Annotated in this window: 15 protein-coding genes and 1 pseudogene; 4 read left to right on the top strand and 12 right to left on the bottom strand. The window is 67.5% G+C overall.

Features of this window, described 5'->3' with window-relative positions; all coding sequences use genetic code 11:
- The first annotated feature begins 24 nt into the window (after positions 1–24).
- Positions 25–1,170 carry a substrate-binding domain-containing protein gene (locus Q2K21_RS13585; RefSeq protein ID WP_310770371.1) on the top strand — a complete coding sequence of 382 codons (1,146 nt, stop codon included), beginning with the start codon at positions 25–27 and terminating at the stop codon, positions 1,168–1,170.
- 259 nt (positions 1,171–1,429) lie between these two features.
- Here the strand turns inward: Q2K21_RS13585 and Q2K21_RS13580 are convergent, their stop codons facing one another.
- A complete protein-coding gene (locus Q2K21_RS13580) occupies positions 1,430–4,888 on the bottom strand; it encodes a SpoIIE family protein phosphatase (RefSeq protein ID WP_310770369.1) in 3,459 nt (1,152 codons plus the stop codon).
- A gap of 651 nt (positions 4,889–5,539) precedes the next feature.
- The gene (locus Q2K21_RS13575) at positions 5,540–6,175 is read right to left on the bottom strand and encodes a ParA family protein (protein WP_310770367.1); all 636 of its coding nucleotides are present in this window, start codon (positions 6,173–6,175) and stop codon (positions 5,540–5,542) included.
- A gap of 664 nt (positions 6,176–6,839) precedes the next feature.
- Here Q2K21_RS13575 and Q2K21_RS35770 point away from each other — a divergent pair.
- Positions 6,840–7,190 (top strand): SDR family NAD(P)-dependent oxidoreductase, encoded by a 351-nt coding sequence (locus Q2K21_RS35770; RefSeq protein ID WP_399043872.1) that lies wholly within the window; start codon positions 6,840–6,842, stop codon positions 7,188–7,190.
- The gene (locus tag Q2K21_RS35765; protein WP_386275960.1) at positions 7,105–7,284 is read left to right on the top strand and encodes an SDR family NAD(P)-dependent oxidoreductase; all 180 of its coding nucleotides are present in this window, start codon (positions 7,105–7,107) and stop codon (positions 7,282–7,284) included. The genes Q2K21_RS35770 and Q2K21_RS35765 overlap by 86 nt, the downstream gene beginning before the upstream one ends.
- Here the strand turns inward: Q2K21_RS35765 and Q2K21_RS13560 are convergent.
- From Q2K21_RS13560 to Q2K21_RS13530, 7 genes and pseudogenes are all read right to left on the bottom strand, one after another.
- Positions 7,233–7,631: pseudogene (locus tag Q2K21_RS13560) on the bottom strand (SDR family NAD(P)-dependent oxidoreductase); the annotation flags it as partial. The gene Q2K21_RS35765 and the pseudogene Q2K21_RS13560 sit on opposite strands and share 52 nt — an antisense overlap.
- 286 nt (positions 7,632–7,917) lie before the next feature.
- Entirely contained in the window at positions 7,918–8,964 is a 1,047-nt protein-coding gene (locus tag Q2K21_RS13555; protein WP_310770363.1) for an aldo/keto reductase, read from the bottom strand.
- A gap of 384 nt (positions 8,965–9,348) precedes the next feature.
- On the bottom strand, positions 9,349–9,765 hold the full coding sequence (locus Q2K21_RS13550; RefSeq protein WP_310770360.1) for an SRPBCC family protein: 417 nt from the start codon (positions 9,763–9,765) through the stop codon (positions 9,349–9,351).
- Positions 9,766–9,811: 46 nt separating this feature from the next.
- Positions 9,812–10,822: an aldo/keto reductase gene (locus tag Q2K21_RS13545; protein ID WP_310770358.1), complete on the bottom strand. Its 1,011-nt coding sequence runs from the start codon at positions 10,820–10,822 to the stop codon at positions 9,812–9,814.
- Positions 10,823–11,282: 460 nt separating this feature from the next.
- Entirely contained in the window at positions 11,283–12,083 is an 801-nt protein-coding gene (locus Q2K21_RS13540; RefSeq protein ID WP_310770356.1) for a maleylpyruvate isomerase family mycothiol-dependent enzyme, read from the bottom strand.
- 36 nt (positions 12,084–12,119) lie between these two features.
- The gene (locus tag Q2K21_RS13535) at positions 12,120–13,031 is read right to left on the bottom strand and encodes an NAD(P)-dependent oxidoreductase (protein ID WP_399045585.1); all 912 of its coding nucleotides are present in this window, start codon (positions 13,029–13,031) and stop codon (positions 12,120–12,122) included.
- A gap of 110 nt (positions 13,032–13,141) precedes the next feature.
- Positions 13,142–14,524, bottom strand: coding sequence for an NADP-dependent succinic semialdehyde dehydrogenase (locus Q2K21_RS13530; RefSeq protein ID WP_310770352.1), 1,383 nt, complete (start codon positions 14,522–14,524; stop codon positions 13,142–13,144).
- 261 nt (positions 14,525–14,785) lie between these two features.
- Here Q2K21_RS13530 and Q2K21_RS13525 point away from each other — a divergent pair, with 261 nt between their 5' ends.
- Positions 14,786–15,862, top strand: coding sequence for an NAD(P)-dependent alcohol dehydrogenase (locus Q2K21_RS13525; RefSeq protein WP_310770350.1), 1,077 nt, complete (start codon positions 14,786–14,788; stop codon positions 15,860–15,862).
- Positions 15,863–16,216: 354 nt separating this feature from the next.
- Here Q2K21_RS13525 and fumC read toward each other — a convergent pair whose 3' ends face one another.
- The 3 genes from fumC to Q2K21_RS13510 all read right to left on the bottom strand — a co-directional run bounded on the left by fumC (position 16,217) and on the right by Q2K21_RS13510 (position 20,401).
- A complete protein-coding gene (gene fumC / locus Q2K21_RS13520; protein ID WP_310770348.1) occupies positions 16,217–17,674 on the bottom strand; it encodes a class II fumarate hydratase in 1,458 nt (485 codons plus the stop codon).
- Complete coding sequence (locus Q2K21_RS13515) at positions 17,671–19,326, bottom strand: NAD-dependent malic enzyme (protein WP_310770346.1); 1,656 nt, start codon at positions 19,324–19,326, stop codon at positions 17,671–17,673. Before Q2K21_RS13515 ends, fumC begins: the two co-directional genes overlap by 4 nt.
- Positions 19,327–19,540: 214 nt before the next feature.
- Positions 19,541–20,401: an SDR family oxidoreductase gene (locus tag Q2K21_RS13510; RefSeq protein ID WP_310770344.1), complete on the bottom strand. Its 861-nt coding sequence runs from the start codon at positions 20,399–20,401 to the stop codon at positions 19,541–19,543.
- Between the last annotated feature and the right edge of the window lie 344 nt (positions 20,402–20,745).

Below are 20,745 nucleotides of genomic sequence, written 5' to 3'. Positions count from 1 at the left end.
CACCTCCACCAGAAGCAGGCAGCCGTGCACGCGAACCGCAGGACCGCCCTCCGAGCCGCCGCCCTCGGGGCAGTCGCCGTCCTCGCCGTCGGCTGCGAGCGCGGCACGTCGTCCGGCCCCGGGACCTCCGAAGAACCGTCGACACCTGGCTGCCCCGCCACCCTCACCAGGGCCACGTCGGCCGTCCAGCAGGCCGAAAAGGCCCCCACCGCCTGGACCGGCCCCACCACCGGCCCCAAGGCAGTGCCCAACCAGAAGATCGTCTACGTGGCCCAGACCATGACCAACCCGGGCGTGGCGGGCACGGTCAAGGGCGCGAAGGAGGCCGCGAAGGCCATCGGCTGGAAGTTCGAGGCGATCGACGGGACGGGCACGCCCGTCGGCATCCAGGCGGCGTTCGACCAGGCCATCGCCCTCAAACCGTCCGGCATCATTCTGGGCGGCTTCGACCCCAGGTCGACATCACAACAGGTCTCAAAGGCGAACGCGAAGCGCATCCCCCTCATCGGATGGCACGCCGTCGACGCGCCCGGCCCCAGCAAGAACCCAAAGCTCTTCACCAACATCACCACCAAGGTCGCGGAAGTCGCGAAGATCAGCGCCGACTGGATCATCGCGCGCTCGGACGGCCACGCCGGCGTCGTCGTCTTCACCGACGCCTCGATCCCGTTCGCCAAGAACAAGTCCGAACTGATCCTGAAGGAGCTGGCCACCTGCGACGGCGTCAGACTCCTCTCCTACGAGAACATCCCGATCCCGGACGCGAGCAGCCGCACCCCCCAGGAGGTCTCCTCCCTCGTCTCCCGTCTCGGCAGCCGGTGGACCTACTCGGCGGCCATCAACGACCTCTACTTCGCCGACGCCGCCCCCGCGTTGCGCTCCGCGGGCAAGAAGGGCTCCGGTCCCCCCTTCAACATCGGCGCGGGCGACGGCGACCCGTCCGCCTTCCAGCGCATCAACACCAGGCGGTACCAGGCGGCCACGGTCCCGGAGCCACTGCTTCAGCAGGGCTGGCAGATGATCGACGAGTTCAACCGGGCGTTCGCGGGGAGGTCGGCGAGCGGATACGTGGCTCCGGTGCATGTGGCCACGGCGGAGAACACGGGCGGGGCGACGTCCTGGGATCCGGCGGGGTACAGGGAGGCGTACCGGAAGATCTGGGGAACCTGACACGGTACGACGCCACTGGCCTGCTCGATCGGGAGGAGAACGCACCGACGGAACCTGCCGCAAACCGCGGCAGCAGGGTCGCGCCGCACTCTCCATCCGCGGCTCGACACCGGCTGAGCGAGCCCGGATTCGACGTCGACCGCTTTCTACGTGAGGCCCAGCGGAATCCACCCGTCTGGGCTTCTGACCACGTCTGGGACAGGTGAGGTTGGGCCGCCGTCAACGTCCGCCGTGATCAGTCGCTCCCAGCGCGGCGGCCTCACGCCGCCGGAACCGCCGCCAGCAACGCCGTGTCGTCGTCGACCCGGTCGGGCGTGGCCAGCAGGCCCAGGGCCTGGCCGATGATCACGTCCGGGGCTGGGGCGCAGTGCGCGGACGGAGAGGTGGCGGCGTGCGGGGGACCGCAGCACAGGCGACACAGGGCCGTGAGCCGGTCGTCGAGGGCGGTGGTGTGGTGCTCGACCAGGCCGTCCGTGAACAGCAGGAGGCCGGTGCCGGGCAGGAGCCGGGTCTCGTGGTCGGTGGCGTCGCCGCAGCAGACCCCGAGGGGCGTGCCCGGGGCGAGGTCCAGGTAGGCGGTCCGGTCCCCGGCCACCAGGAGGGGCGGGAAGTGGCCCGCCGATGCGTAGCGCAGCCGGTGGGCGCCGGGCTCGTAGACCGCGTACAGGCAGGTGGCGAAGCGGTCGCTGTCGAGGGCGGAGCAGTGCGCGTCGAGGCGGGCGAGGACCTGGCTCGGGCTGGCGCATTCCTGCGCGTAGGCGTGCAGCGCCGACCGCAGGCTGCCCATCATGATGGCGGCGTCGACGTCGTGGCCCATGACGTCCCCGATGGCCAGTCCGACCGCACCCTCGGACAGCTGGATCACGTCGTACCAGTCGCCGCCCACCTCGGCGCCGAGGGCGCTGGCCCGGTAGTAGGAGGCGGTGGCCACGCCCTGCACCCGGGGCAGGGCCTGGGGCAGCAGGGCGCGTTGCAGGGCGACGGCGAGACGGCGCTCGTTCTGGTAGCGGGTGGCGTTGTCGTAGGCGACGGCGATCCGGCTGGTCACCGCCTCCAGATAGGTGCGTTCGCCGTCGGAGTAGGGGCGGTGACGCCGGGCCACGGCCAGGGCACCCAGCATCCGGCCGCGTGAGGTCAGCGCCCGGGCGAGGACCCGGCCGTCCGCCTCCCGAGGTGCGGAACCTCCGCGCAGGACGCGAGCCACCGCGGCACTCAGCCGGTCGTCGGCCTTGGAGCCTTCTCCCGACGTGTACACGAGGGTGTCCGGCGATCGGTCGCGGTCGTGGCCGAGGACGTCGATGCGGACCTCGTCGGCGAGCCTGGGGACGAGCAGTTCACCGGCGGTTTCCAGTACCTGCCGGGGTTCGAGGCTGCCGGACAGCCGCAGCCCGGCCTCGGCGAGCGTGGCCAGCGCGCTCGCGTGCTCACGGGTCTCGTACAGGATCCGGTCCCGCAGCCGGGACAGTTCGAGGTTGGCCCGTACGCGGGCGAGCAGTTGGCGGGACGAGAACGGTTTGGCCAGGTAGTCGTCGGCGCCCGCCTCGATGCCCTGGACGGCGGCCTCCTCGCCGGCCCGGGCGGTGAGCATCACGATCGGCAGATGGGAGGTACGGGGGTCGGCCCGCAGCGCGCGGACCAGTTCGAATCCGTCGATGCCGGGCATCATCGCGTCGGTCAGCACCAGGTCGTACGGGCTCTCGAGAGCGGCTGCCAGCGCCGTCCGGCCGTCGGGCACGAGCCGCACGTCGTACTCCGGGTTCAGGAGGTCGTACAGGTAGGCCCGCATGTCGTGGTTGTCGTCCGCGATCAGCAGCCGGGGGCGGGGCCCGTGGCCGTGGTCGGCGGTCGGGCGGGTGCGGGTCTCCTTCTCCTCACAGGCCGGCGATCCCTCCGCGTCGGCCCAGCCGCGCGCCTCCTCCACATAGGCGGCGGCCTGCCGGGAGGGTGCCGGTACCGCGTCGGGGCGCTCGTGGTCCTTCTTCGGCTGCCGGGGCAGGTGTGCCGTGCCGAAGGGGATCTCCACCGTGAACGTGGTGCCCCTGCCGGGGCGGCTGCCGGCCTCGATGGTGCCGCCGTGCTGCTGCACCAGATCCTTGACGAGTGCCAGGCCGATGCCGCTGCCCTCATGAGAGCGGGACTGTGTCCCGTGTACCTGGTGGAACCGTTCGAAGAGCCGGGGCAGCTCCTCCTCCGGGACGCCGACGCCCGTGTCCGCCACCGTCAGTCGGGCGCGGTCGCCGACGGCCGACGTGGCGACCCGGACTCCCCCTGACGGCGTGAACTTCAGCGCGTTGCTGAGCAGGTTGAGGATGACCTTCTCGTACATCTCCCGGTCGACGCAGACCGGCGCCGGGAGCGGCGGGCAGTCGACGTCCAGCGACAGGCCCGCCGTCTCGAAGACGGAGCGGAACATGCCCGTCAGCTCGGCGGTGGTGGCCGACAGGTCGACCGGTTCGAAGTCGCCCTCCAGGGACCCGGCCTCGGCGCGTGTGACGTCGAGCAGTGTGTTGACCAGTTTCAGCAGTCGCAGGGCGTTGCGTTCGGCCATCTCCAGTCGCTTGCGCGCCCGGGGCCGGTCCTCCTGGGCCAGCGCGTCCTGGACGGGGCCCAGGAAGAGGGTGAGCGGCGTGCGCAGCTCGTGGCTGACGTTGGAGAAGAACGCCGTCTTGGCCCGGTCCAGCTCCGCCAGCGCCTCGGCGCGTCTGCGCTGTTCCTCGTGCGCGAGCGCGGCCGACAGCGCGGCGGTTGCGGCACGCGCGAGGATGCCGAGGAATTCCCGGTAGCCGCCGGCCTCGGGGAGCAGCGGATTGAGCCCGGCGACGAGTACGCCCTGGATCCGGTCGGCGTTGCCCAGCGGGAGGGCGAGCGCCTCGGCGGGGGTCACGCCGGGCAGCGGGCCCACTCCGCGCAGGAACGGCTCGGCCGGCAGGGTGACGGCAGTGCCCCGGGCGACCTCCGCGACGACGCCCGCCGGCAGCCGGGCCCCGGTGGGCGGCGGAGTGCAGGTGGACGCGGCCGGGTCGAGTTCCTCCGCATCGGAGGCCAGGTACAGGTGTGCGAACGGCAGGTCGTCGGGACAGCGGGCCAGTACCTCGGTGATCCGGCGCGCCACCTCGGCCGGACCGGACAGTGCGGAGGTGTGCGCGCCGACCTCGGCCAGCAGCCGCAGCCGTCGCTCGCCGAGCACCCGGCCGGTGGTCTCCGACACGATGTGCAGCACCCCGCCGACGGTGCCGTCGTCCATGAACACGGGCTGGAAGGAGACGTCGAAGTAACCCTGTTCCAGAAAGCCGTGGCGGATGAGACGGAAGGGCCGGTCACGTATGAGCAGGGCCCGGCGCCGGTCGACGACGGACTGGAACATGGGACCGGAGTAGTCCCAGTTCTCCGGAAACAGCTCCCCGCCCGGGGCCCCGAGCGCCCGCGGGTGCTTGGAGCCGATGATCTCGGCGTAGTCCGCGTTGTAGAGCATGACGAACCGGGGACCCCAGAACAGGGCCAGGGGCAGCTCGGAGGTCAGCACGACGCGCAGGTTCTCCACCAGCCGGTGGGGCCAGTTCGCGGTGGGTCCGAGCGCGGTCGCCGCCCAGTCGATTCCGGCCAGCACTTCGCCGAACGGCCCGCCCTCGGCGAAGGCCCGGGCCGCCTCGTCGATGCCGCCGCCCACCGAGAGCAACCGCTCACCGTCACCGGTCCGCGCCTTGCCCATGTGCCTCATCCGGTCCGTTGTGCCTCATCCGGTCCGTGGAGATGTGGCTGCCTGCGAAAATTATGGCGCAATCATGCTATGTCCGTTATCCGACGGATTTCACAGGGACGGATTTCACAGGGGTGAGCGAGCGGGCCAGGAATGCCGGCTCGCAAAACGCGGATGGTGCCGGCGGGGAACCGACCAGCACCATCAATGCGTTCAGCGAACGTGTCCAAGAGGCGAGTTGATCATTGACCACACGCTCGTGCCGGCGCAGGGGCGGCTCAAGCTCCAAGATCCGCCGGGTGCCCCCACCTGCCTCCCCATGAGAACCGGCATCCAGCGGGCGCATATCTGCTGACCTTCTCTGCTGACCTTCGCCCTCCAACGAGATCACCAGCGCAGTGGAGGCACTGGGCGAGCGGAGGCCGGTTCACGCACGACTGCGTCACCCGGCTTACGGGGCACTCCTCAGGGGTCGCAGGGCAGCGGCACCGGCCCGCACCATCGCGGACACCGGTGAGCTTGCCCATTGCACGAGGTCACGCGGCAAGCCGGTGTCGAGCTCGATGGTCACGCGCACGTATCGGGTGTGCAGCTGAGTGACTTTGACGGGACGCGGTACGGCGGCGTCCGGTCCGCGCTGCAATGCGGCTCGGTAGCTGTCCTTGCGCTGATTCATGGCTTGTCCTGTCGCTTGATGAGTTCGTCTGCGAGGTCCATGTACGCCGAGCCTTTGGCCTCGACCGGACTTCCGAATGACTGGGCGTACAGGTCGAGCCGCGGAATGTGGGTGGACAACACGTCGAATCCCCGCTCGGTGAGAGCTTCGCGGGCGTCGGCGTCGGGACCGGTACGCGTAGCGTCGGCACGATTCGTTCGGTTCAGCAGAACGGCGGCGTGGGCCGGCTGGACGCGCAAGGACTGTACGTCGCCCATCTCGCCGCCGATGGGCGCCATGCGATCCAGCTCGATGGGAGCTGGAGTCACCGGCACGATCCATTCGCTTGCGTACCTCATGATGCTGCGGGCGATGTGCGCGTGGTCTTCCAGCTGCGGAGCGTCGAATACGACGGCCTGCCGGTCGCCCAAGAAGTCATTCACACGCCGGTGCACATCGCCCACCGGAAGAGCGACCACGGGAAACGGGAAGCCACCTGCCAATTCGCTCCAGCGCAGCGCGGAGGAAGCGGGGTCACTGTCGACCAGTAGCGGTGGGATACCCGACTCGTGAAGTGCGTGGGCCAACCAGACTGCGCTGGTCGTCTTTCCCACCCCGGGCTTCAGGTTCACAAAGGCGTAGCTCAGCGACACACGAGTCAACGTATGGTCGCGAGCGGCTGCCGGCCGTCGACTCGGGGCACACAGTGCCATCGTTCACCCTGCGGCGCCGGTGAATCATTCGTATGGGCCAGCCCTTCGGCGACCGCGGGCCGGGCTCCGGGCCGCTGCACTCGCCCGCGGAACTGCGCGGATCCGACAGGACCCACTCACCCGCATCATTGATCCAGCGCTCGAAGGCGGCCCTGAACACGGCGATCCCCGCCTCGGCGGCCGGTCTCGCGGTCGAGGCGGCCAGCCATGCCCCCGCAACGCGTCGGTGAGAGCCGAACGACAACACAACGGACCGCGACCGTAAGGTCGAGGCCCTCGCTTCCGCATCGTTATAGCGAGTGTCCGAGGGGCGAGTCGACCACTGACGATACGGTCGTGGTCGCACAAGTACGACTCGAGCTGCAGGATCCACCGGGTGGCCCGATGCCCATGGCCTCTGCCACCGCGTAGCTCGCCCATGCGGCGATCGGCGCCGGCGGCACCGAAGAGGACTTGGCCAGGACACCGTGTGAGCCCCGCACGGTTCCGAAAAGCCCACCGAGGGGCCCAACGCCTGACCCGGCGGGTGGAACTCAATGATCGATCTCCGAGCGGCACCCATGTCCGGGCCAGGCGATGCTGGTGCTGATGGCCCCGGTGGTGAATGGAGACGTGCCTACCGCAACGGGGAAACCCGGTGCAGCCCTCCGCCTTCCTCCCTAGGCGAGGAGAAACAGCCGGCCGCTGCCGTGGGTTCTGGCCCGTACACGACACTCCCGCATCGGGCGTGACCGCCGAACCCCTGCCACGGAGGAGAACGATGCGTGGAAAACTAACGGGCAGGAAGGCCTGGGTCACCGGTGGCGCACGAGGGATCGGCGCAGCAGTGGCCCACAGGCTCGCCGCTGACGGGGCCGACGTTGCGATCAATGAGCGAAGGCGGACGGATCGTCCTGACATCATCGGCCAGTGCCCACAAAGCGGTCTTCTACCACGCCCTTTATGCGTCGAGTAAAGCCGCCGTCGAATCCATCGCACTCAACCTCAGCCCTGAACTCCTGACGAAGATCACTCGGCCCCTGCCGCGATCCGTCATCCTCGGTGCGTAGTGTCGCGCCAGACGCACTCCGGACAGCACGTTGATCTGGAAGAATCGCAGCCATTTCTCGTCGGGGATTTCGAACACAGGTTGAGTGGCGAAGATGCCTGTGTTGTTGACGAGGATGTCGACATCGGGCAGTTGCTCAATCACAGCTGCGGCGCCTTCGCTGGTGCTCACGTCCGCAGCGATCCCACGGCCTCCGAGTCGTTTGGCAGTTGCGCTGACGTGGTCGGCATTTCGACCGTTGACCACGACATTGGCGCCTGCAGATGCCAGTGCTTGTGCGGCGGCCTCGCCGATGCCGGCGGTGGAGCCGGTGACCAGTGCGATGCGTCCGCTCAGATCGATCTTCATCAGCCGGACTTTCCCTTCGGTGGCGGCCGGGTCCTTGGCACAGCCCGCTGGGGTCTGCCCGGAGCCGAAGCCATCCTGCGACTCCGCGCTCTCGTCTCCGACGGCGACTTCGACGCCTACTGGCGGTTCCATCTCGCCCGCGAGCACGAGCGCCCCTATCCCGCCCCCAAGCAACGGACTTACACCCTCACCGCTTGACCGCGACCTTCACTCGAAACGAACCGCACCCATTTCGGGGGTGTCACGACTGCCAAGTGGTGTGCCGTGGGGCGGCGTTGCCGACTGGTCACCTGGCCGGGCGGTGGAGGGCCAGGTCGGCCTCGCTGAATCGGTTCGAGACCAGATTGGCCTGGTGCCAGTGGGGATAGATCAGGTCGGGTGCGCTGACCTTGTCGAGCCGGTCGATGTCCTCGTTGGTCAACTGCAGGTTGATGGCGCCGAGGTTGTCTGCCAGTTGCTCGTCCTTGCGTGCGCCCACGATCACGGAGGTGACGCCGGGCTTGGCGAGCAGGTAGGCGAGGGAGACCTGGGCGGGTGAGGCCTGATGCGCAGAGGCGATGTCGACGGCGGTCTCGATGGTGTCGTAGAGCTTGTCCTCGTCGCGTACGGGAGGCTCGGACCACTCGGTGAGGTGCCGGCCGTCGGAGGCTTCCTGCCCGCGGCGGTACTTGCCCGAGAGCAGTCCGCCGGCCAGCGGGCTCCACACCATTATGCCCAGGCCCTCGTCGAGGGAGAGCGGCACCAGCTCGTATTCGGCGTCGCGTGACTCCAACGAGTAGTAGATCTGGTTGCTCACGTAGCGCTGGTAGCCGTGTGCGTCGGCGACGCAGAGCGCTTTCATGAGCTGCCAGCCGGAGTAGTTCGAGACTCCGAGGTAGCGGACCTTTCCGGAATGCACCAGGGAGTCGAGAGTCTCCAACGTCTCCTCGAGCGGCGTCAGCCCGTCCCACTGGTGCACGTGGTAGATGTCCAGGTGGTCGGTTTTCAGGCGGCGCAGGCTTGCCTCGATCTGCTCGAGGATGTGGTAGCGGGACAGCCCCTCGTCATTGGGCCCCTCACCCATCGGCAGGCGCACCTTCGAGGAGATCAGCAGGCGGTCGCGCCGACCCGCGATCGCCTGGCCGAGGATCTCCTCTGCGGCTCCCGCCGAGTACATGTTGGCGGTATCGATGAGGTTCACGCCTGCATCGAGACACATATCGACCTGGCGCTTGGCACCGGCCACGTCGGTGTGGCCTACGTTTCCGAAGACGTCACTGCCGCCGAAGGTCATGGTTCCCATGGCGAGTACCGACACCCGCAAACCGGACCGGCCCAGTTGCCTGAATTCCATGATGATTCCTCTGCACTGTATTGCATGGGCATCACGCCGGGACCGTGCTCACCTGTTCCGAGCGGCCCCGCGAGGCCGTAATGAGCCGTAATGACTCGAGTGAAGCCAGACTGACAATCTTCGGGCGATGGGTGCCTTCGGCAACGTCACTGGCTCCCCAGTGATGGTGCACCTCCGCCGCCACAGGGCGGGATCGCGTCCTGAGCGGTGGTTGCGTCACCCGACCTCATACAGGCCAGTCTGCCGGAGTCCCCGGTTGGGCGCAGGTGCGGCCGAGCGGCACGGTAATAGTCAACGCCATGATGCTTTCCGGCAAAGGAGCTCCGGGGCTGAGTGACGGTACGTGCGCGGTGTCAGCCAGCACCGGCAACCTGAGGATGGGCTTCAGCCGAGTGCCTTGTGCAGGGCGTCGAGGCCGTCGCGGTAGATGCCGGTGAAGAGGGCGACGACTTCTTCGTCGGTCACGCCCTTGGGGACGAAGCGTCCCGACCATTGCACTTCGGATGTGTCCTCCCGGCCGGTTACCGAATGCACCCGGAGGGTGGAGATGTAGTCGACCACAGGGAAGGGTGCTTGCACGATGGCGTAGCTGTAGCGACGTTCGGTCTCGTCGAAGTCCACCAGACGTTCGATGATGACATCGCCGTCAGGGTTCTTCAGTTGCCGGACGCGGCCTCCCTCCAGGAGAGTGCTCTCCGGGATGAAGGGGAGCCAGTCCGGCAGCGAACCGAAGCCACCGATCAGCTTCCATACGCGTTCGGGGGAAGCCGGTACGAGCCGGCTCACTGATGTGGATGCCATGACGTTCCTTTTGAGCTTGTCGGTCTGAGATATGTGTCGGGTGTGCTCAGGCGCCTCCTGGCAGCGGCGCCTGAGGACTGACCAAGCCGGACTGGCGCAGATCGACCCAGAAACCGGCAGGGACCTTTTCCTGCGCAGCAGCGATGTCCTCGGCGATGCGACTTGGCTTCGTAGCACCGGGGACGGCGGCGACAGCGACCGGGTGGGCGAGCGAGAACTGCAGGGCAGCGGCCTTGATGCTCACCCCGTGCCGGTCGGCGATCCCCCTGAGACGCCGCACCTTCTCAAGGATCTCGGAAGAGGCGTCCGCGTACTCGAAGTGGGCGCCACCGGCGAGTACCCCAGAGCTGTAGGGGCCACCGACGACCATGCCGACCCCCTGCTCGGCAGCCATAGGCAGCAGGCGCTGCAGCGCGTGTGCGTGGTCGAGCAGGCTGTAGCGTCCCGCCAGCAGGAATCCGTCGGGCTGTGGCTCTTCCAGGGCGAGGGTCAGCTCGATGGGCTCGGTGCGGTTGACACCGAGGCCCCAGGCTTTGATGACACCCTCGTCCCGCAGCCGGGACAGCACCCGGAACGCCCCGGTACGTGCCTCCTCGAACTTCTGCAGCCACACGTCGCCGTGGAAGTCCTGCGCAATGTCATGGACCCAGACGATGTCGAGCCGGTCGACGCCGAGCCGTTTCAGGCTGCCCTCGATAGAGCGCTCGGTGGCCTCTGCCGTCCACTCGTGCACGATCTTGTTCTTGCGGCCGTGCTCGAAGAGGGTTCCCTTCTCGCCCAGGTTCCGGGCGCCAGTCTCCTCCTCGTCGAGGATGACGCGGCCCACCTTGCTGGACACCACATACGCATCTCGGGGCTGCTGGGAGATCACCTCGCCCAGTCGCAGCTCGGCCAGCCCGGCACCGTAGAGGGGGGCAGTGTCGAAGTACCGGATGCCCTCGTCCCAGGCTGCCTGCACAGTTGCGCGTGCCTCGTCGTCCGCGACCGCGCGGAACATGTTGCCCAGCGGTGCGGTGCCAAAGCCGATCCGGTCAGGAATAATCTCTCGGAGTTTCACGGCGGTGACCTTCCAAAGCTGTTCCGTGGTCATGATTGAGGCCGCCCGGTTGATTCAGGGCCGTTCGGCCGTAGGGACGTCCGCCAAGCCGGGTCTTCGAGCGGGCGTGCCTGGGTGAGACCGAGGACAAGGAGACCCCACGAGGTCAGTGCGAACCCGGCTCACGCGGTTGAAAGCAACCCATGCCTTGCCGTGATCGTGATGCCGCCGGCCCGCGCGCCGAGTGCGTTGGCCACGTTGAGCGACGCCTGAGCTGCCCCGAGTCTCGTAGAGTCCGGTGATCGACCGGAACGCGTTTCGGCGCAGCGCGGTGAAGCAGGAACCCACCGGGACGGTCAGCCGGCCGTTGTGGGAAACCTTCGCCCCTTCTTCAGGCCGGGGAGCGGAAGTCGATGCCGCCTCGACCACCGATACGAGCGGAATTCCCGCCTGGGCTTCCTCGGCCATGACGCGTCCTCTGCTAAATGATGTTGAGACAGTCGAGGAACGGTGTCGCGGTGGATGCGTCTCCCGTGATGCGGCAGTGGTCGCGCCAGGGTTTGCGGGTGGTGGCCCAGGCGATGAAGTCGAGTGCCGTGCTGTGGACGCGGGTGGCGGCGGCGTCCGCGCCGGGTACCACGGTCAGCTGCCCGTCCGGCCCGGTCGCGGGGAGGATGGTGACGGTGGTGGCGCCCGGCCCGGTCAGGTCGAGAACGAGAGGCCTGCGGACGGTGGCGGTGAGTTCGGGCCCTTGCATCTGGGGGAGGCCGGCGAGCATGAAGTCGACGGCGGGGGCGACCAGGCCGTCGGTCGGTTCCGGCAGGGTGAACGGGAGCGGGCCGTCCGGGGCGAGCATGTCGTTGCGCAGGTGGCAGAAGACGTTGAACGCCATGGTGTTCGCCAGGAGATGGCGCGGATACGTCCCGAGCCCGGGCACCTCGACGGCCTCGTCGGCCCCGGGCGGTTCCTGGGCCGCTTCCAGGAGGTCCAACTGCAGAGGGGTGCTGCGCCGCCACTCCTCGATGACTTCGGCATGGCTCCAGCCACGGCGTTCGTCGACGCGCAGGTCGTGGTAGCGCTCGCGGTTCTTCGGCAGTGAGGGGTCGGGCGGTGGCGGGTCCACCGCCTCAGAGGCGAGGGCCGCGAGGTGGGCCACCACGTCGATCACGCGCCAGCCGTCGCACGCTGACGGCAGGTCCCATCGCTCGTCGTCCATCTGGGGAATGATCTCCGCCAGTTGCGCCGTGCTCGAACGCGCGGCGGCGATACCGGCACGGGTCATCGTTCCTCCCTCACCTCTGTCGAAGGGACGGCCCGGTCAGGATGTGGCCAGGCGGGACACGCGGTAGGTCGCGGCGACGTCCGCGCGGCCGAGTCCGTCGTCGGCCGCGCGGCGGAGGCGTTCGCGTACGACTTCGGCGATGCCCAGGTGCAGGCCGGCGGCGCGGGCGGTGTCGGTGATCAGGCCGGCGTCCTTGGCCGCCGCTTCGAGGGGGAAGGAGGGTGTGTCGAGGTCGTCGTCGATCATCTTCGGGCCCTTGCTCTGCACGTACGAGCTGTTGAGGCCGCTGCCGTCGAGGACGTCGATGACCAAGCGTGGATCCACCCCCAGGGCGTCGGCGAGGGTGAGGGACTCCGCGATGCCCTCGACCGTAGCAAGTACCCAGGCGTTGTAGGCAAGTTTGAGGCTGCTGGGTCGGCCGACCTCGTCGAGCCACACGGTGCGTGTGCCGACCGCCTCCAGGACCGGTCGCACCTCCTGCCGTGCCTCCTGCTGGGGGGAGGCAGCCAGGATGGTCAGAGTGCCGGCCACGGCCGGTTCCTTGGTGCCGAGGAGGGGGGCTTCGACGTACGCGACGTTCAGGCGGGTCGCCTGTTCCGCGAGACGGCGAGACCCGTCCGGGGAGACCGTGCACGTCTGCACCCACACCGTGTGGCCGCCCAGGCCCTCGTGGGCCTGGTCCATCACGTCGGCGACCACTTTCTCGTTCGCGAGCGCGGTCACTACGACGTCGGCGCCGCGGCAGGCCTCGGCCTGCGTGTCGCACACGGCGGCTCCGACGGCGGCCAGTGGTTCGACGGCGGCGCGGTTGCGGTTCCACGCGCGCAGGCCCAGTCCCGCCGCCGCGATGTTCCGCGCCATGGCATCCCCCATGGTGCCGGTGCCGAGCACCGCGACCACGGGCCCTCCCTGATCCCTTTCCTGATCAGACGGCGCCGTCCGGTTCATACCACTCATCGGGGGGGACCTCCATACGCTCGGCGGAGACGCGCGCGGCGACAAACGGCGGGCGGTGCGCAGGCCCCCGTTCTCGACAGGCCGCCCGTTCCCTGTCCGGTTCAGGCGTCCTGGCCGATCCAGACGGTCTTGGCGTTCATGAACTCCCGCATGCCGAGGTCGGACAACTCACGTCCGTAGCCGCTCCGTTTGACGCCACCGAAGGGGATCTCGGGGTAGCTGGTCGTGTTGCCGTTGATGAACGCCATGCCCGACTGGACGTCGCGGACGAAGAGTTCGCGTTCGGCCTCGTCCTCGCTCCACAGATTCGACCCGAGGCCGTAGGGGTGGCCGTTGGCTTCCTGCAGGGCCTCCTCCAGGGAGGAGACGGTCCACACCTGCGCCACCGGGCCGAAGACCTCCTCGTGGTACATCCGCATTTCCGGGGTGATGTCGGTCAGGACCGTGGGCGGGTAGAACCAGCCTGGCCCGTCCGGGAGTTCGCCGCCCAGCAGCACCGTCGCGCCCTTGGCGACGGCGTCGTCGACGTAGGACGCCACGTCCCGCCGGCCGGACTCGGTGGCCAGCGGTCCGACATCGGTGCCCTCGTCCATCGGGTCGCCCATCACCAGCGCGCCCATCTTCGCCACGAACATCTCGATGAACGCGTCACCGATGTCCTCGTGCACGAAGAAGCGCTTGCCGTTGATGCAGGACTGCCCGTTGTTCAGGGTCCGCGCCTTGACCGCGACATCGGTGGCCCGCTCCAGGTTCGTGGAGGGCATGACGATGAACGGGTCGGAGCCGCCGAGTTCGAGGACCACCTTCTTGATCTCGTCACCGGCGATGGCGGCCACCGACCGTCCGGCCGGTTCGCTGCCCGTGAGCGTCGCGGCCGCCACCCGCGGGTCGCGCAGCACCTGCTCCACCCTCCTCGCGGAGATCAGCAGGGTCTGGAACACGTCGTCCGGGAAGCCCGCGTCACGGAAGAGCTCCTCCAGGTACAGGGCGCACTGCGGCACGTTCGAGGCGTGCTTGAGCAGACCCACGTTCCCCGCCATCAGCGCGGGCGCGGCGAACCGCATGGCCTGCCACAGCGGCAGATTCCACGGCATCACCGCGAGGACGACACCGATCGGCTGGTACGTGACGAACGTCTGCTTCGCACCCACGCGTTCGCCGTCGCCCTCCAGGTCCCGCAGGAACGCGGGGCCCTCGGCGGCGTAGAAGCGCAGCCCATGAATGCACTTGGCCACTTCCTGCTCCGCCGCCCGGAAGGTCTTGCCCATCTCGGTGGTGATCATCCCGCTGACGCTCTCGACCTCCTTCTCCAGACGGTCGGCGGCATGCTGGAGCCACTCCGCCCGCTGCTCGACGCCCGTCAGCCGGTACGAGGCGGCCGCTGCCGCCGCCCTGGCGAGCTTGTCTTCGAGTTCCTCGGGGGTCAGCTCGTCGAAACTCCTGAGGACCTCACCTGTCACAGGACTCGTCGTTGCGATAGCCATGGATCCACGGTATGGCCACCCCACAGGGTCGGCAATTCACCTATTTGCCCCTTTATTGCCTCCGGAGGCAGTGCTCATCGTCCAACCAGACACCACCTGCTCGGCACCGACTCACCCAGCACGACACGGGATGCACCGCAAGCGCAGGCGCGCGACCATGGTGGGGTCCGAAGCGGCGGCCGCGGTGACCGACACCGGGACTGCGTGCTCGCGCCCTCCGGCCCGGGCCGCTTTCCGCCTGCCCACGAAAGCGAGGTTCTCATGGCGAACATGCAGGCAGCCCGGATGTACGGATACAAGGAACCCCTTCGGATCGAAGAGGTCCCGGTGCCCGAGCCCGGGCCGGACGAGATACTCCTCAAGGTCGCCGCGACCGGTATGTGCCGAAGCGACTACCAGCTTCTCACCGGCTACTTCGAGGGTCCGTTCCCGGTGGATCTGCCCTACATCCCCGGTCACGAGGTCACGGGCCGGGTGGCGGGACTGGGCAGCGAAGTGCCCACGACGGTGGGCTACTCGGAGGGCGACATGGTCGTGGTCAACCCCAGCTGGGGAGACGGCACATGCCGGCAGTGCCGCGAAGGCAACGAACAGCTGTGCAGCGGCAACGGCCGCTGGGTGGGCTTCGGCCCACCGGGCGGCTTCGCCGAGTACATGGCCGTGGAGTGCCGCCACGCGATCCCGGTCTCCGAGGAGGCCGCGAAAGCACCCGAACTCCTCGCCCCCATGACCGACGCGGGCATGACCCCGTACCGAGGGATGCGCAAGCTCCGGGACGCGGGCAAGCTCGGCCCCGGCCGGACCGTCGCGGTCACGGGCATCGGCGGGCTGGGCAGCTACGCGGTCCAGTACGCGAAGCTGCTCGGCGGCGGCGCGACCGTGGTGGCTCTCGCGCGTACGGACAGCAAGCTGGACGTGGCGAAGGAGAACGGCGCGGACCACGGGATCAACGTCAGGGACAAGTCCACGGAGGCCATCCAGGACGAACTGGAGAGGCTGACCGGCCGCAGGACGATCCACGCCATCCTGGACTGCGTCGGCAGCGAGTCGTCCATCTCCATGGGGTTCGACCTGCTGGGGCCCGAGGGCGCGCTGGCGGCCGTCGGCCTGATGAGCCAGCGCGTCGAGCACCGGCAGTTCCCCTTCGTGGGCACCGAGTTGTCCTACATCGGTTCCTTCTGGGGCAACCACCTGGACCTCGTCGAGGTGCTCTCGCTCGCCGAAGCCGGCCTCGTCAAACACAACGTGACCAAGGTCGCTCTGGAGGACATCAACGAGAACCTGGACGCCCTGGGCCGTGGCGATGTCATCGGACGCCAGGTCATCGTCTTCGGATGACTACGCCCGCAGAGAGACGCCTGCCATGTGGGCGATCACGGCCGCAGACAGGCCCCTTTCCATCGGAAAGCGTCGCTTCCGGGTGCTGAGAGAGAATTTCAGAGAACAAGGTCGTGCAGGGACTCAGTGCAAGGTTTCGCACCGAGGGCGAGCGATCCAGGTCGTGGGTGGCGCGTGGATGCCATTCCTGGCGTACATGCATCCATGGTAGCCGGTACTGGTCTGGTGGCTTCCTGTCCATCTCACGCCCCCATACATACGCACCCTGACACGGCACAGCTGAAAAGGCGCGGCTCGGTGCGACCTCCCTCTCCAGCCTCGGGGTAGTCCTCGAAGCCGTCCAGAGCCTCTGCGTCAGGCTCCGGAAAAGCCGTGGCCGACCATGGAGAGCGGATCGACAACGGAGTCGAATGTCTTCTCGTCGACGTGACCGCTGGCCAGGGCCGCCTCTTTGAGCGTCTGACCATTGGCCAGCGCGGATTCCGCGATGTGTGCAGCGTTCTGATACCCGATGACGGGGCTCAGCGCCGTGACCAGCATCAGGCTCTCGTCAACGTACTGGGAAATCCTTTCCCGGTTGAGCTCCGTGCCGCTGACGGAGAATTTCCGGAACTTCTCCATCCCGTCGGCGAGGATACGCGCGGAGTGAATGAAGTTGTTAATAATGACCGGGCGCATAGCGTTCAGTTCGAAGTTGCCCTGACTGCCGGCGAAGGCAACTGCTGAGTCGTTGCCGAGCACCTGAATTGCGATCATGACGATGGCTTCGCACTGGGTCGGATTGACTTTGCCGGGCATGATCGAGGAGCCGGGTTCATTCTGTGGAAGCAGCAGCTCGGCGAATCCGGTGCGCGGGCCCGAGGCCAGCCACCGCATGTCGTTGGCGATCTTCATCAAGGCCACGGCCAGTCCGCGCAGCGCCCCGTGCGCCCGCACCATGGGGTCCAGGGACCCCTGTGCCATGAACTTGTTCTCGGCCGTGGCGAAGGGCTTGCCGGTCAATTCGGCGATCTTGCTCGCGACGTCCCGGCTGAAGCCCTTTGGCGCGTTCAGCCCCGTGCCGACGGCGGTGCCACCCAGGGCGAGTTCGAGCAGGCAGCGGCGGCTGTGCTCGATTTCCTGGATGCAGGCGTGCAGTTGCGCTGCATAGCCGGACCACTCCTGTCCGACGGTGAGCGGTACGGCGTCCTCGAGGTGCGTGCGGCCGATCTTGACGACCTCGGCCCATTCCGTGGCCTTTGCCTCGATGGATGCGGCGAGTTCCCGGGCCTGAGGCAAGAGATGCTCGTCGATCTGTTGCACGGAGGCGATGTGCATCGCGGTCGGGAAGCTGTCGTTGCTGGACTGCCCCATGTTGACGTCGTCGTTCGGGGCGATCGGCTGCTGCGTCCCGAGCCTGCCGCCGAGCAGCTGTGACGCACGGTTGGATATGACCTCGTTGACGTTCATGTTGCTCTGGGTGCCCGACCCCGTCTGCCAGACGAAGAGCGGAAAGTGGTCGTCGAGCTCCCCCGCGATCGTCTCCTCAGCTGCCCGTACGATGGCCTGCTTCTTCCACTCGGGCAGCCGCCCGGCCGCAGCGTTCACCAACGCTGCCGCCTTCTTCACGTAGCCGTAGGCGTGGTAGACCTCCTTCGGCATCCGGTCGTCGCCGATGGAGAAGTGGAGGAGCGAGCGCTGCGTCTGCGCACCCCAATACCGGTCTGCCGGCACCTCGACGGTGCCCATGCTGTCGAATTCCTGCCGGGTTCCACTGGCTTGGATTCCGATCGCCGTGTTCTGCATCTTGGGGGGCAACTGGTTGTCGCTCATTGCCCGCCCTCCAGGTCGCCCGTGGGGTAGGTCGGCTGCCACATCGCGTCTTGGACAGCCTGAATGAGGTCGTCGTGGGACTTGGTTGCGACACCGTCCTCTGCCGCGGCACGGGCGACGGCGACCGCGACCGTCGCGGACGACGCCCTCAGGTTCGCGACCGGTGGCAGGAGTGATGCTCCTGGCAGCGACACGTCGACCTGGCCTGCCACCGCCTCGGCGGCGGCAAGCAGCATGTTGTCCGTTACATGCCGGGCACCCGAGACGATCGTTCCGAGGCCGAGCCCCGGGTAGAGGAGGGCGTTGTTGGCCTGCCCGATCTCGTAGGAGACCCCGTTGTACCGGACCGGGTCGACCGGAATACCGACCGCCATCAGTGCTCTGCCCTCGGACCACGGCACTGCATCCGACGGCATGACTTCGATACGGCTCGTCGGGTTCGACAGCGGCAGGAGGATCGGACGCTCGACGCCCTCGGCCAGCGCGCGCACGACGTCCTCGGTGAACGCGTTGTGTGCGGTGGAGGTGCCGATGAGGATGGTGGGCTTGACGTGTTCGACGGTGGTGAGCAGATCGATCTCACCGTCAGACCAGTCGCTCACCTCCGACTTCGGCCGTGCATAGACCCGCTGGTAGTCGGGCAGGTCTCGCATGTCATCGGTGACCAGGCCGTGGACGTCGACGAGCCAGATGTTCTTCTTCGCCTCGTCGGGGGTCGCACCGTCACGCAGCATCGCCGCGTGGATCTGGTCGGCCATGCCGGTGCCGGCGGTTCCCGCGCCGAAGACGACGAGCCGTTGCTCGGACCAGCGTCCCCGGGTCACCTTCAGAGCCGAAAACACTGAGGCCATGACGATGGCACCGGTGCCTTGCATGTCGTCGTTGAAGATCCGATATCTGTCGGAGTTCTCCACCAGGATCCGCCGGGCGTTCGACGGTCCGAAGTCCTCGAAGTGCAGAAGCGCACTCGGGAACAGTTCGGACGCGGTCTCGAGGTAGAGAGCGATGAAGTCGTCGTACCGCTTTCCGGTGACCCGTGCGTGCCGGTTACCCAGGTACGACGGATTGTTGAGGAGCTGCTCGTTGTCTGTCCCCACGTCAAGGTTCACAGCTATGACACGGTTGGGATCGATGCCGGCGGCGGCGGAGTAGACGGCGAGTTTCCCGATGGAGATGTCGGTCCCGTTGACGCCCCAGTCCCCGATGCCCAGAATCTCCTGGGCATCGGATACGACGATCAGATCGACGTCATCTGCGCCAAGACCCAGCGACTCGAACGAGGCCTTCACGTCCTCGGGACGGTCGATCGACAGGTATACCGCGCGCGAGTCACGGTAGTCGACGGACCACTTCTCGATCGCCTCGCCGACTGTGGGGTCGTAGACCACAGGGAGCAACTCATCGAGGTGGTCGGCGAGCAGCTTGAAGTACAGCACCTGATTGCGGTCGTGGACCTCGTTGAGGTAGATGTACTTCTGCAGGTTGGAGGGCTGCTGCTGCAGCTGCGAGTAAGCCCGGGAGGCCTGCTCGTCGAGAGTCTCGACGGCTGCCGGCAGCCGCCCGGTGATCCCGAGTTTCGCCCGCTCCTCCAGCGTGAAAGCCGTGCCGCGGTTACGGTAGCGATCCTGCAGCACAGTAGGCCTGACAGGCATTGATGTACCTCCAGCTGTCGTGAGCGCCGTGCGCTCATGGGCGAGCGTGGCTACGCCGGCGCACTTCCCGTCACCAGGCCCACGGACGGCTCTCACCAAACCATTGCTGTCACGTTGACGGCCTTCCCGTGCCGCACATGGCCGCTTTGACACTCGGGTTCTGCCCGCAGCGCGTCCCAGGCGGCCTTGCCACTCGCAGTCCCCCGGGAGGCGATCACCCGACGGGAGTCTCGGGCTGCATCTCGTAGGAGTGCTGGATGGCCGGGTGGCGGGTCCCGAGGCCGTCCGTGACCTTGCGCTCCCACGGAACCGCCTGGAGGCGCTTGGTCTCCTCAAGCATCGACTTGGGCTCCAGGTTGCGGTAGCTGTCGACTTCTCCGGCGGCGACAGCCGTCAGCGTGGCGAAGACCGCTTCAGGGTCGAATTGCGGGCGGGGGAAGGCGAGCTTGGAATAGTCGAAGAGCCTCTGCGACGGGTCGTCCTCCCAGCTTTCCCAGGTCTGGAACATGCGGTCGTTGAAGCCTGTCAGGAAGGGCCCCGGGTTGACCGTGGCGACTTCGATGTTGTATTCCTGCAGCTCGTAGGCCATGGTCTCGGCGATCGCCTCAATCGCGTGCTTCGAGGCAGAGTAGATGCCGGTGAACGGGTTGACGTTCAAGCCTTCCCGTGAGGACACCCAGACGATGCGGCCGGCCCCGCGGTTGATCATCTGCTTGGCGATTCCCTGGGTGAGGACGAGCGGCCCCGTGACGTTGACCTCGAACTGGTGCCGAATGTTCGACTCGGGAATGTCGACCGTGGAGCCTCCCTCACCGACGCCGGCATTGTTCACCAGAATCTCCACACCCCAGTCGAGGGCCTTGCGGCGGTCTCCGTCGTTGGTCACGTCGAGCTTCTCGACCCGAAGCCTGACCCCGCGCTCAGCCGCCTGCCATTTCAGCGTCTGCACCTGGGCGTAGATCTCCACCCCGGCGATCACGTCAAAGCCCTTCTCGGCGAGGCGCATGGCGGCTTCGAACCCGAAGCCAGTGCCCGCTCCTGTGATAAGGACCTTCTTCAGTGCTGCACGCGCCATGTCGAGGGTTTCCTTTCAGGTTCCTTGTCCCACAGTCATCGATGGACTCACATGGGCCGATGCACGGCGGCTCGAAGCAAGAGCTGAGTCTGTGCGGGGTGACTGCGACCGACCTTCGAAGCTGCCCGTCACACGCAATGGCGACCTCGATCCGAAGGCGCGCGGCAAGCGCGTCTCCGGCCCAAGAACCAGTCTGAGCCCGCAAACTACTACTAGCAACTCAGAGAAACTCAATCTGTCCGGAATTGAATTCAAGTGCCAAAATTCTGTATCTAAGCGCTCCTGATCTCAAAAACTTACCCGGGCCATCCATGAAGGCCTGGTCCCTCGCGGGGCTGGTCCAC

Origin of the sequence: Streptomyces sp. CGMCC 4.7035, from assembly GCF_031583065.1 — a bacterium.
Taxonomy (GTDB): domain Bacteria; phylum Actinomycetota; class Actinomycetes; order Streptomycetales; family Streptomycetaceae; genus Streptomyces; species Streptomyces yaanensis.
This window is presented reverse-complemented; position numbering and strand designations above follow the sequence as displayed.